This window comes from Ornithinimicrobium flavum (assembly GCF_004526345.1).
Classification (GTDB): domain Bacteria; phylum Actinomycetota; class Actinomycetes; order Actinomycetales; family Dermatophilaceae; genus Ornithinicoccus; species Ornithinicoccus flavus.
The window spans coordinates 267,311-279,343 of sequence record NZ_CP038213.1; the positions used below are offsets into that span (position 1 = coordinate 267,311).

Here is a 12,033-nt window from a genome sequence, read left to right on the forward strand (position 1 = left end):
CGAAGGGGAGGTGGTCGGTGACGGCGGTCCGGGGCGGTTGCCCGGTCACCAGGTCACGAGGTCGCACGGTCACCAGCCGAGCGTGACGACCAGCGCCGGAGGCAGGGCCAGCACCACGCCCGAGGCCCCGACGAGCCCCGCCCGCACCCAGGTGGGGGCGGGGTCGGTGGCCAGCAGGCCCAGACGGGTGCGCACCTGGCCGTGCTGACCGTTGCCCGTCAGGGCGGGCTCGAGCAGACCGGTGCGGTCGGGCCCGGGGTCGACCGGCGGGGCGGGGGTCGCCATGGCGACGAGGGCCCGACCGAGGGCGGGGGCGCTGGAGCGGCGGACGGCGCCGCGGTCGGCCAGCAGCTCGGCCAGCAGGTGCACCTCGCGCATCGCGGTGGGGGCACGGACGGGGGCCGGCACGGCCTCGTGCAGCACGGTGAAGAGCTCGAGCAGCAGGTCGTGCCGGTGGTCGAGGTGCGTCTGCTCGTGGGCGAGGACCGCCCGCAGCTCCTCCTCGCCCAGCCGGTCGACGGCGGCGCGGGACAGGACGATCCGGTCGCGCCGGCCGGGCAGGCAGTAGGCCGTTGGGCTGGCGGAGGCGAGGACGGAGATCGGGTCGTGCCGCTGCACCGACCCCAGGCTGTCCAGGCGCTCACCCACCAGGTCGACCAGCTCCCGCTGGCGGGCCCGCCGACGACGCAGGTCCGACCCGACGCGGTGGCCCGACCACAGCACCCGCGCGAGCATGAGCAGGGAGAGGGTCCAGGCGGTGGCCAGCAGGACCGGGCGACGGTCGAGCTCGAGGGTGAGCGCGGCGACGGGTGCGGCCAGCAGAGCGAGCAGCACGCCGGAGATGCTCACGCTCTGCCACAGCAGGAGCCCGGCGGCGGGATCCCTCCGGAGCAGCTCCCAGCGGGAGAGGGCCCGCGGGGCGACGAGGGTGAGGAGCAGCGCCCCGGTGATGATCGCGGCGGTGACGACCGGCGCCGTCACGGGCTCAGGTGTGTCGGCGCTCGACCTCGGCGAGGGCGGCCTTGAGGTCGTCCAGCTCGGCGGGTGAGGCGTCGTCGAGGAAGTGGAGCATCGCCAGCTTGCGGTCGGCCTGGACGTTGTCCAGGGCCGAGCGCAGCGCGGTGGCGGCGAGCTCCTCGCGGGAGGCGTCGGCGGTGTAGCGCCAGGCGCGGCCGTCTCGGGTGCGGGAGGCCATGCCCTTCTTGGTCAGCCGGTCCAGCACCGTCATGACGGTGGTGTAGGCGAGCTCCTTGTCCTCCCGGTCGGGGAGGTGGTCCATGACGTCGCGGACCGACAGGTCAGGACCGTGGGTCCAGAGGGTGTCCATCACGGTGCGTTCGAGGTCGCCGAGGGAGGTGCTGCGCAGGGCCATGGCACCATTCTACTACGGACATGTCGTAGATCACACCGGAGGACCGGGCAGGGATTCCTCGGCAGCGGTACGGCGTCGCTCAGACCGGGTAGCCGTCCGGGTTGGCCTGCTGCCAGCGCCACGTGTCGGCGCACATGTCCTCCACCGAGCGGGTCGCCCGCCACCCCAGCTCGCGCTCGGCCAGCGTGGGGTCGGCGTAGGACGCGGCGACGTCACCGGGTCGGCGGTCGACGACCTCGTAGGGGACCGGGCGACCGCTGGCGCGCTCGAAGGCGTGCACCAGCTCGAGCACCGAGGTGCCGCGCCCGGTGCCGAGGTTCCACACCGACAGCGGACGGTCGTGGGCGCTGATCCGGTCCAGCGCGGCCAGGTGGCCGGCGGCGAGGTCCTCGACGTGGATGTAGTCGCGCACGCCCGTGCCGTCCGGGGTGTCGTAGTCGTCGCCGAAGACCGACAGCTTCTCCCGCCGGCCGACGGCGACCTGGGCCAGGTAGGGCATGAGGTTGTTGGGGACGTCGGAGGGGTCCTCGCCGATCCGGCCGCTGGGGTGCGAGCCGACGGGGTTGAAGTAGCGCAGCAGCGCGACCCGCAGCTCGGGGTGGGCGACGACGGCGTCCCGCAGGATCTGCTCGTTCATCACCTTGGTCCAGCCGTAGGGGTTGGTCGCCGACGTCGGCAGCTGCTCGGTCATCGGCACCGGGGCGTCCGCCCCGTACACGGTGGCGCTGGAGGAGAAGACCAGGTGCGGCACGGCATACCTGACCATGGTCTCGACCACCGCGAGCGTGGCGCCGAGGTTGTTGCGGTAGTAGGCGATCGGCCGCTCCACCGACTCGCCCACGGCCTTGTAGGCGGCGAAGTGGACGACCGCGTCGAACCGGCCTCGGTCCATCAGGTCGCCGAGGCGCTCGACGTCGCCGACGTCGAAGGACTCCAGGGGTATGTCGCGCCCCGCCAGCTCGCTCACCCGCGCCATGGCGCTCGGGCGGCTGTTGGAGAAGTCGTCGACGACGCTCACCTCGTGGCCGGCCCGGGCCAGCTGGACGACGGTGTGCGACCCGATGTAGCCGGCTCCGCCGGTGACGAGGACGCGCATACCCCGAGCCTAGCCGCGACCGACGCGCCGCCCGTCGTGAAGCTCGACGACCTGGTCGGCCCGGCTCATGAGCACCGGGTCGTGGGTGGCGACGACGGAGGCGATGTCGCGCTCGTGGGTCAGCGCGACGAGCAGGTCCATGATCGTCGCGGCGGTCTCGGAGTCCAGCTGCCCGGTGGGCTCGTCGGCGATGAGGATGTCGGGGTCACCAACCAGCGCCCGCGCGATGCCGACCCGCTGCTGCTGGCCGCCGGACAGCTCGTAGGGCCGCTGCTTGGCGTGCCGGGTCAGGCCGACCAGCTCCAGGACCCGCGCGACCCGCTCGGCGCGCTCGGCGACGGGGACCCGGCGCAGCCGCAGCGGCACCTCGACGTTCTCGGCCGCGGACAGCACCGGCACGAGGCCGAAGCTCTGGAAGACGTAGCCGATCCGCTCCCGCCGGACCGCCAGCACGTCCTTCTCGGGCAGCTCGGACAGCACCCGACCGTCGTCGAGCAGGACGCGCCCGCCGGTCGGCCGGTCCAGACCCCCGAGCAGGTTGAGCAGGGTGGTCTTGCCCGACCCGGACGGCCCCCGGACGACGGTCAGCTGCCCCGCGGGCACGTCGAGGCTCACCCCGGCCAGGGCGTGCACCTCGCCGGCGCCCGTGCCGAACGTGCGGTGCAGGGCCTCCGCCCGCAGGACGGCCGGGCGACCCCCGGGCGGCGGGTATGCGGTGCGCTCACCGGTCGTCGTGCTCATGAGTCTCCCTCGGTCGGCCCGGGCCGCGTCAGGTGGTGCTCGTCGTCGGGCCACACCTGCACGTGCGAGGGCTCCTTCTCCAGGCGGACCCGGTCGCGCAGGCCCAGCGTCTCGACGTGGGCCTTGGGCAGCTGGATCCGGCCGGCCCGGTCGATGACGGTGTACTCCTTGGCCACCCGGCGCTCGACGCCGTCCTCGTCGGTGACGACGTAGCGGAGCACCTCGGTGGAGGTCCGCCCGTCGCGGATGGCCACGGTGCGCCGGACGTGGTCGGACACGGTGGGGTCGTGGGTGACGACGAGCACGGTCGTGCCCAGCTCGGTGGCTGCCTGGCGCATCGCCTCCAGCACCTGCTCGGAGGCGGCGTCGTCCAGCTCGCCGGTGGGCTCGTCGGCCAGCAGGACGGCGGGGGAGTTGGCCAGGGCGGTGGCGATGGCGACCCGCTGCTGCTGCCCGCCGGACAGCTCGGCGGGGCGGCGGGACGCGACCTCGCCGATGCCGAGCAGCTCGAGCAGCTCGGCCACCCGCCGGGCGCGCTCGCGGCGGCCGCTGATGACCATGGGCAGGGCGATGTTCTCGGCGGCGGTGAGGAAGGGCAGGAGGTTGCGGGACGTCTGCTGCCAGACGAAGCCGACGGTGTGCCGCTGGTAGTCGACGCGCTGGGCGCGGCTCATCGTCAGCAGGTCGACGCCGGCGACGCGGGCACGACCACCGGTCGGGCGGTCCAGGCCGGACAGGATGCCCAGGAGCGTGGACTTGCCGGAGCCGGAGGCGCCGACGAGGGCCACGACGTCCCCGGGGTCGACGACGAGGTTGAGGCCCTGGAGGGCCTGCACCTCGACCCCCTCGGTGGAGTAGATGCGCACCAGGTCCTCGCACCAGATGTCCGGGCCCTGGTGCTCGCGCACCGCGGCGAGACCGGGCGACCGGTCGGTGGTGGTGTCGGACATGCTCAACGCTCCTCTCCCACGCGCAGCGCCTGCGCGAGGTTGGTGCGCCCGGCGAGCCAGGCGCTGACGACGACGGCGGCCGCGACCGTGAGGACGACGGCGCCGAGGACGGCGGTGATGGTCAGGGGGTCCAGCACGAGGGCGGGCTGGGTGACGCCGCCGGTGAGACCGGTGAGGTCCAGGCCCCGCAGCAGCACCCACGGCACGGCCAGACCGAGCAGCGTGCCGACGACGACGGACGTGAGCAGCAGGGGCGCCAGCTCCCAGGCGGTGAGCGCCCGGGACTGGCCGGGGGCCAGCCCGAGGGTCCGCAGCACCGCGAGCAGGCGGGCGCGGGCGCCCGCCCCCATGAGCTGGACCACCACGACCGCCAGCACGGTCAGCAGCCCGGAGACCACCGTCGCGCCGAGGAACATCCGCACCAGGCCCTCGGTCACCGGTGCGCCGCGGAAGCGGTCGAGGCGCTCCTGGACCGTGGTGACCACGCCGACCCCGTCCAACGCCTCGGTGACGCCAGAGACGACCTCGTCGAGGTCGGCCCCCTCCTCGTGTCCACGAGGACGATGCGCGCGGGCGGGGTGTCCGGGTGCGCGGCCGCCCACCGGTCGCGGCTGACGACGACGCCGGAGGGGACCTGGGCGCCGGGGAGCTGGTCGAGGTGGCCGGTCACCGACACGGTGCCGAGCCGGCCCAGGCTTACGCTCCCGGCGTCCGGGTCGACCGTGGTGCCGCCCAGCGTCACGACGGCCGGGGGGTCGCCCTCGGCGAAGACGTCGCGGGGCAGCGGTGTGACGGGCGCCTCCCGCTGCAGGTCCGCGAGCTCGGGCTCCACGAGCCAGACCCGCACCGACGTGCGCTGGCCGTCGACGACCAGGGCGCTGCTGGCGCTGCCGGTGGCCAGCCCGGTGACGTGCCGGACACCGTCCACGGCCAGGAGCTGCTCGCGCAGGCCGTCGGTGAGGGCGGGGCCGCTCACCCTGATCGGGGCGCCGTTGGACTCCCAGGCCGCGACCTCGGCCCCGCGGGTCACGGTGGACAGCAGGACGGCGCTGACCAGCGCGATGGTCGTCCCGAGGACGACCGCCAGCGCCGGGACGAGCCCCCCGCCGGGGTCGCGCAGGGCCCGGGCCGCGCCGAGGAAGGGGGTGAGGGTCGCCCGCCCCCGCAGGGCGCGGGTGAGCGCGGCCAGCGGGAGGGGGTAGACCCGCAGGGCCACGACGCAGGCCGCCAGCGCGAGCAGGACCGGGGTCGCCGCGGCCAGCAGGTCGATCCCGGAGTCGCTGTCGTCGCCGCCACGGGTGCCGCGGTCGAGCAGCCGCCAGGTCGACACGGCGGCCAGCGCGAGGACGGCGACCTCGAGCACCCAGCGCCACCGGCTGGTGCTGCGCCCGGACAGGTCGCTGCGGCCCTGCAGCAGCGAGGCGTCCTCGAGCGAGGCGGCCAGCGCGAGGGCAGGCACCACGGCCACGGCCCCGGTGACCAGCCACTGCCACCAGGGCGTCGGGCCCGGCAGCAGGAGGGTCGCGGCGAGGTGGCCGAGCAGGGCGGCGGGCACCCCGAGGGCCAGCCCCTCGACGGCCACGAGCCGCCGCAGCTGCTGCGGGGCGGCACCCCGGGCCAGGGTCAGGGCCAGCGCCGGTCGGCGGCGGTGGACCACCAGTCGCGCGCCGAGCCCCGCGACGGCCAGGGCGACACCCAGCGGTCCGGCCGCGACGACCGCGAGGAGGGAGGCGCTCGCCCGCTGCTGGGCGACGATGCGGGTCAGGGTGGAGCTCAGCTCGGTGGTGAAGACGGGGACCTGCGGCCCGGAGCTGTCGGGCACGGTGGTGGCGTCCGCGAGCTCGTGCTGCTGGGCCACGAAGCCGGTCAGCTGGCTGCGCAGCAGCTGCACCTGGTCGGTGCTGCCGGTGATGGCGTCGGGCACGACGGGATACCACAGGCGCATGCGCACCGACGCCGGCTGGCCCGTGCTGCCGCGGTTGTCCGGTGACAGGAAGGCGGTGGCGTAGGCCGTGTCACCCCGGTCGGGGTCGGGGATGACGCCCAGGGTCGCACCGTTGTCGACGTGCTGCCAGCGCGGGTCGTCGGGGTCCCGGGGCTCGTAGACCCCCGAGAGCACCATGGCGCCGGCCACCTCGTCACCCACCTCCAGCAGCAACCGGTCCGCGGCGTCCCGGGACAGCACGACGTCGACCTCGCCGGTCTCGATCCCGGACCCGGCGCCGGAGCCGGGCAGGTCGTCGCGCAGCCCCGCCTCCAGGGTCAGCTCGGGCCACTCGCCCTCGACGAGCTCGACGTGCTGCCGGAGGTCGGGATCCACGGCGCGGCTGTAGGTCACCTCGCGAAAACCGGTCTCCTCCGCGGGACGCGTGGCCACCTCCGGCTGCAGCCGGGCGATCATCTGCGGCTCGCCCAGGGCGCTGCGCAGCGGCTCCGGCTGCTCCGCGCGCACCCGCTCGCCCCCCTCGCGGAACGGCCGCCACGGGTCCTCGAGCTGGGCGTCGTACTCGTCCTGCTCCAGCCCGACGAGCTCGCCCGACCCGAGCACCGCGAGGGTGGGGAAGACCACCGACCGGCCCCACTGCCCGATGACGTCGCGCTGGATCGCGGACAGCCCGTCGACCTCCTGGACCAGCTGCCGGGACTGCACGTCGGTGAGACCGCGGGGCACGGCGGTGAGCAGGAGGGCGACCAGGCCGACCAGGAGCGCCAGCCCCACGGACATCCACGGGTCGGCGGCGAACTGGCGCCGCGCCATCCCGGCGGCGCTCGGACCCCCGGCGCGGCCCCGTGGCCTGCGGTGCTGACCGGTCACCGGATCTCCTCCCGGTAGCTGCGGTCCAGCGCCTGCCGCCGCACCCGCGCCGCCAGCACCAGGGTGAGCGCGAGCACCAGCACGCCACCGGCCCCCACGAGCACCAGCCAGGGGGTCGCCTCCAGCCGCAGACGGGTCGGAAGGCTGAGCCCACCCGGGCGGATGCTCGTGGACGCCAGCTCGGGGACCACGGCGGTGCCGACCAGCCAGCCCGCGAGCAGGCCGAAGGCGACCGCCGCCAGCACCACCCCGGCCAGCTCCAGGGCCCGCGAGCGGGCCTGGGCGGCGGGCGGCATACCCAGGGCCCGCAGCACGGCGACCTCGGGCCGGCGGGCCGACAGCAGGGTCGCGGCCACGGCCGCGATGCCGGTGAGGGCGAGCAGCACCGCCCCGGCCGAGGCGACCCAGAAGACGAGCCGGGCGGCGCTGGTGGCGTCGGTGACCGCCACCGCGCCCGGCCCGGTCGCCCCGCGGAGGTCCTCCCGGGTGGAAAGGGCGGCGACGGCGGCCTGCGGGTCGCCCGCCGGGGTGGCCCACACCTGGCTCGGCCAGGGCAGGGTGCGCTGGTCGGCGACGAGGGCCCGGGCGAGGACACGACTGTCGGCGAGCGCCCCCAGCTCGCCGGTCTGACCGGGCACGGCGGGGACCAGGGTGGTGAGCCGGGCCGGCACGAGGCCCCCGGCGTAGGCCAGCTCGAAGTCGTCCCCCGGGCGCAGGGCGGCGGCGTCGGCGGCGGCCGCGGTGAGAGCCACCGGGACGCGCGCGGTGGGGGTCGGGGCCGTCGGGGCGGCGTCGAGGGCCAGGCCGCGGTCCTCCACCCAGGTGAGGCCCGGGGCCACGACGAACTGCAGGCCCGTCTGACCCTGCAGGTCGGGAGCGCCGAGGGGCCCGCCCCGGGTCACCACCTCCAGGCGCCAGGTCGAGGACGAAGTGTCCAGGACGGGAGGTATGAAGGGCCGGTTCGACTCCTCCCCCTGGGACATGGACCAGGTCGTGCTGTCGCCGAAGACCTCCCAGACGATCCGGGCGTAGGGGTCCGCCACGGCCTCCGCCTCCGCGCGCGCCGGCGCCGCCTGCTCCGGCGTCGCGGCGTCGGTGCTCCCCCACGCGTCGCTGCCGTCCAGGAGGTCCCGACCGTCGGCGCGGACCGCCACGTCCAGGGCGAGGGTGACCCCCGGCCCGGCGCCGGAGACGTCGAGGACCACCGACTCCAGGGCCCACGACCGCTCCGGGTCCAGGGGTATGCCGAGCCCGCCGGTCGTGGTGCCGGGGGTGGCTGCAGCGCCGCTCAGGGTGTCCTCGTCGTAGGTGACCTCCGGGCCGGTGGTCGGCAGCGGCTGCGTCCGCAGCAGGTGGGTGAGGCCGCTGTCCGTGTCGCGCACGAGGACGCTCACCGTCACCTCACGCCCGGCACGGAGGGCGGCGACCTCCTGGTCGAGGGCGGCACGGGCCTCCTCCTCGGGCGTCGGGACCGAGTCGGGCGGCAGGCCCCCGGAGAGGTCGATGCCCAGCTCGTCGAGGCGCTCCCGCCGCTCCAGGAGCGACGGCGCCAGGGAGTCGAGACGGGAGAGCTGCCAGGCGTCCAGGTCGAGCTCCGCCTCGATCCGCACCTCCAGCTCGGCCGTGCCGGGGGGCACGGCGACCGACCCGTCCGGCAGCGGCGTCCCGTCGGGGTCGAGGAGCTGGTCGAGGCCGTCCGGGACGAGGGACTCGTCCGCCACCGCCGGTGTCACCGCGCGCAGGGCGCCCGAGCTCCCGAGGACGAGGGGCACCTGGAGGTCGCCCACCCGGGCGTTGGGCTCGAGCCAGACGAGGGCGGCCCCGGTGACCGAGGGGTCGGTGGTGACGTCGGGGGCGGCCGGGGGGACGACACCGGGGGTGTCCTGGACGAGAGGCCGGACGACGTCCGCCCGGACGGGGGCCCCGCGGGAGACGGCGCCGAGATCCTCGCGCAGCTGGGCGGAGGTGCCGGCGTAGAGGGCGGCCAGGGTGGTGGCCCCGACGGCGAGGACGGTGAGGACGACGGGCACGGCATACACCGACAGGTGGCGGCTGACCTGCGCGGAGGCCAGGTGGCCCGTGGCGGTGCGGGCGGGTCGGGTCGCGAGCTCCAGGGCGCGGGTGAGGGGGCCCAGCAGGGCCAGCGCGACGACGGCGGAGGCGGCCAGCAGCAGGGCGGGGGCGGCGCCGGCGACCAGGTCGGTGGCCAGGGCGCCGTCCGGGCGGGCCACGAGCGGTGAGCCCGCCCGGCGCAGCTGCCACCAGGACAGGGCGGCGGCCCCGAGGACGAGGACGACGGTCGCCAGGGCCGTGGCGGCCCGGGCGCGACCGGAGAGGTCGGCCCCGGAACGGCCGCCGGCGAGCCGCCGGGCCTGACCGACCGCCACCACCGCGAGCACGACGAGGATGCCGAGCAGCACCAGACCGGTCACCGCGAGCACGGACGTGCCCACGAGCTCGCCACCGGGGACGAGCTGCATACCGGCCCGGGCCAGCAGGCCGCCGAGGGTGGCGCCCACGACCGCGACCGCCGCCGACTCGACCAGACCGGTCGCCAGGACCTGACCTCGGCCTGCGCCGCGGGCCACCAGGAGCTGCACCTGCGGCTCCCGGGTCGAGGTGAGCAGGCGCGCGAGCTGCACCACGGCGAGGCCGGTGACCAGCACCAGGACCGAGAGCGGGATGACGCCGAGGGCGCGGGCGGTGGCCAGGTTGGTGGCGGCGGTCGCGGCGGTCGGGGCCAGGTCGCCGTCGACGGTGATGCCGCGCACGCTGACCCCCTGGACGTCCCGCAGGTCCTCCCGGAGCTCCTCCGCGCTGCTCGACAGACCGGCCAGGTCGTCGGGGGTGATGCTCGAGGGGTCGGGCTGCACGGGCCAGCGGACGAAGGGGTCGCCGACCTGGCGCACGAGGTCCTCGGCGACCACCAGCGGGCCGTGGTCGGCCTCCTGCTGCCCGCTGCGCACCAGGTCGTCGCCGAACCAGAAGGCCGCCTCCGGGTCCACGGGGGACCAGGTGGCCACGACCTCCACCGCCCGGTCGTCGACGGTGAGCACGTCACCGACGCCGACGCCCCAGGCGCTGGCGGCGCCGACGTGCAGGGCTCCCGGGGCCGCTGCGTCCTGCGGCACCTGCCCACCCTGCGGCCAGGCGCCCTCGACGACCGTGACCCGCCCGGCCAGCCCCTCGGCCCCTGCCTCCAGCTCGGGCGAACCGAGCAGGACGACGCGTCCGTCCAGCGGGGATCCTCCAGAGCTCACCGGCCGGGGCTCGCTCAGGACCAGCCGACCGACGGTCACGGGTGCGGGGGCGAAGGCGTCGAGGATGGCCTGCCGCGCCAGCCGGTCCTGGGTGGTCGGGTCGTCGACGGCGAGCCGGGTCTGCACCTGGACACCGGCCTCGGTGGGCTCCCCCTGGGTCTGGGCCCCCCGGGCCGCGGTGGTCGCCGCCGCCTGGGAGTAGCCGACCGTCCCGGCGATGATGGCCGTGGTGACGGCCACGAGGCAGAGCAGGGTCAGCAGCAGCCCCTGTGATGCGCGGGCGCGCGCAGCCACGATGCCCGCCCACGAGGTCATGCGCTCCAGCCTAGGCGAGCCCGCAGGTCAGGGACGGGACCGACTCCCGGTCGCGCGCGCGTGGCAGGTCGGTCAGCGGTGCTCGTTGCGCCGGTCCACGGCGCGCTGCAGCTGGCTCACGACCTTGGTCTCGGCCTCGTTGACCGCATCCTTGGTGTCGGTGAGGACGGAGGTGCCGATCATCCGGGGCAGGCCGTGGACGTTGACCTCCAGGGTGGTGGTCATGCTCGGCTTCTCCCGGTCCTTGATCCGGATCGCGATGTCGACCTGCGAGGGGTCGAAGCGGCCCAGCTGGGTGAAGAGCTGGGTGAGCGCGCGCTCCAGGAAACCGAGATCGTCCGTGGTGGTGCCGTCCTCGAGACGGATGCGCTCGACGAGGCGGGCTGTCTCAGTCATCGACCTGACCCCTTCCGGAGCCGGAGCCCTTCCGGCTGCTACAACCTATAGTAGTACGCCGTGCGTCCGGTTCTGCGCGGGGCCCCGCGCAGGTGCGCACCACCAGCGGGGCGGTGGGTCGCGGGTGCTTGTAGCGTGCTGACATGGCTGGCCACCTGAAGCGCTACCGGGAGATCGCCAGCGTCCTGGCGCGGCACGGGCTGCACGCCACGGCGGTGCAGGCCGGGCTGGGCCGGTGGCTCCCCCACCCGCCGGGCGGGGCGGGGCCCGACCCCGGCGCGGGTGGTGACCGGGACGTGCTTCCCGGGCTGCTCGTCGAGACCTTCGAGGAGCCGGCACCACCTTCATCAAGCTCGGCCAGCTGATCTCCACCCGCCCCGACGTCTTTCCCCCGGCCTACTGCCGCGCCTTCGCCCGGCTCACCGACTCCACCCAGCCGGTCCCGTTCGAGCGGCTGGCCACGGTGGTCCATGACGACTTCGGCGCCACGGTGGAGGAGCTCTACTCCTGGTTCGAGCCCGTCCCGGTCGCCACCGCCTCCATCGGCCAGGCCCATCGCGCCCGGCTGCACGACGGTCGCCCGGTCGTCGTCAAGATCCGCAAGCCGGGGGTGGTCGAGGAGGTCCACGACGACCTCGAGATCCTCAAGAACCTTGCCGGCCACCTGGCCCGCAACTCCCAGCTGCTGGCCGACATCGATCTGGTCGGGCTGGTGGACGAGTTCTCCCGCTCGCTGCGCTCCGAGCTCGACTACCTGACCGAGGCCAGGGCGTGCGAGGAGATCGGTGAGAACTTCCTGGGGGTGCCGGGTGTGTCCACATACCCTGGATCCACTGGGAGACCACCACATCCCGGGTGCTGACCATGGAGGAGCTGTCCGGGATCCGGATCGACGACGTCGCCGCCCTGGACGCGTCCGGGATCGACCGCCCGGACCTCGCCCACCGAGCGGTCGAGGTGCTGATCCGGATGGTGTTCGAGGACGGGGTCTTCCATGCCGACCCCCACGCCGGCAACCTTTTCGTCGAGGCAGACGGCACCATCGGCGTCATCGACTTCGGGATGGTCGGGCGGATCAGCCCGGAGAT

Annotated in this window: 11 protein-coding genes and 1 pseudogene; 3 read left to right on the forward strand and 9 right to left on the reverse strand. The window is 75.2% G+C overall.

Annotated elements, in window-relative coordinates; all coding sequences use genetic code 11:
* Positions 1-69: 69 nt before the first annotated feature.
* From E3Z34_RS01245 to E3Z34_RS01285, 9 genes are all read right to left on the reverse strand, one after another.
* Positions 70-981, reverse strand: coding sequence for a M56 family metallopeptidase (locus tag E3Z34_RS01245; protein ID WP_134772150.1), 912 nt, complete (start codon positions 979-981; stop codon positions 70-72).
* A gap of 4 nt (positions 982-985) precedes the next feature.
* The gene (locus E3Z34_RS01250) at positions 986-1,372 is read right to left on the reverse strand and encodes a BlaI/MecI/CopY family transcriptional regulator (RefSeq protein ID WP_134772151.1); all 387 of its coding nucleotides are present in this window, start codon (positions 1,370-1,372) and stop codon (positions 986-988) included.
* Positions 1,373-1,451: 79 nt separating this feature from the next.
* A complete protein-coding gene (gene galE / locus E3Z34_RS01255; RefSeq protein WP_134772152.1) occupies positions 1,452-2,468 on the reverse strand; it encodes a UDP-glucose 4-epimerase GalE in 1,017 nt (338 codons plus the stop codon).
* Between the two features lie 9 nt (positions 2,469-2,477).
* Positions 2,478-3,209: an ABC transporter ATP-binding protein gene (locus E3Z34_RS01260; RefSeq protein ID WP_134772153.1), complete on the reverse strand. Its 732-nt coding sequence runs from the start codon at positions 3,207-3,209 to the stop codon at positions 2,478-2,480.
* Entirely contained in the window at positions 3,206-4,159 is a 954-nt protein-coding gene (locus E3Z34_RS01265; protein ID WP_134772154.1) for an ABC transporter ATP-binding protein, read from the reverse strand. Before E3Z34_RS01265 ends, E3Z34_RS01260 begins: the two co-directional genes overlap by 4 nt.
* Positions 4,160-4,161: 2 nt before the next feature.
* Positions 4,162-4,644, reverse strand: a complete 483-nt coding sequence (locus E3Z34_RS01270; protein ID WP_134772155.1) for an FtsX-like permease family protein — start codon at positions 4,642-4,644, stop codon at positions 4,162-4,164.
* Positions 4,593-6,974 (reverse strand): ABC transporter permease family protein, encoded by a 2,382-nt coding sequence (locus E3Z34_RS01275; protein ID WP_134772156.1) that lies wholly within the window; start codon positions 6,972-6,974, stop codon positions 4,593-4,595. The genes E3Z34_RS01270 and E3Z34_RS01275 overlap by 52 nt, the downstream gene beginning before the upstream one ends.
* Complete coding sequence (locus E3Z34_RS01280; RefSeq protein ID WP_134772157.1) at positions 6,971-10,549, reverse strand: FtsX-like permease family protein; 3,579 nt, start codon at positions 10,547-10,549, stop codon at positions 6,971-6,973. The genes E3Z34_RS01275 and E3Z34_RS01280 overlap by 4 nt, the downstream gene beginning before the upstream one ends.
* Before the next feature lie 72 nt (positions 10,550-10,621).
* On the reverse strand, positions 10,622-10,945 hold the full coding sequence (locus E3Z34_RS01285; protein ID WP_134772158.1) for a hypothetical protein: 324 nt from the start codon (positions 10,943-10,945) through the stop codon (positions 10,622-10,624).
* Between the two features lie 143 nt (positions 10,946-11,088).
* Here E3Z34_RS01285 and E3Z34_RS18420 point away from each other — a divergent pair, with 143 nt between their 5' ends.
* The 3 genes and pseudogenes from E3Z34_RS18420 to E3Z34_RS19335 all read left to right on the forward strand — a co-directional run.
* A complete protein-coding gene (locus E3Z34_RS18420; RefSeq protein ID WP_238695286.1) occupies positions 11,089-11,310 on the forward strand; it encodes a hypothetical protein in 222 nt (73 codons plus the stop codon).
* A gap of 98 nt (positions 11,311-11,408) precedes the next feature.
* On the forward strand, positions 11,409-11,807 hold the full coding sequence (locus E3Z34_RS18425; RefSeq protein ID WP_275106670.1) for an AarF/ABC1/UbiB kinase family protein: 399 nt from the start codon (positions 11,409-11,411) through the stop codon (positions 11,805-11,807).
* A gap of 2 nt (positions 11,808-11,809) precedes the next feature.
* Positions 11,810-11,992, forward strand: a pseudogene (locus E3Z34_RS19335) (AarF/UbiB family protein); the annotation flags it as partial.
* Positions 11,993-12,033: the final 41 nt, after the last annotated feature.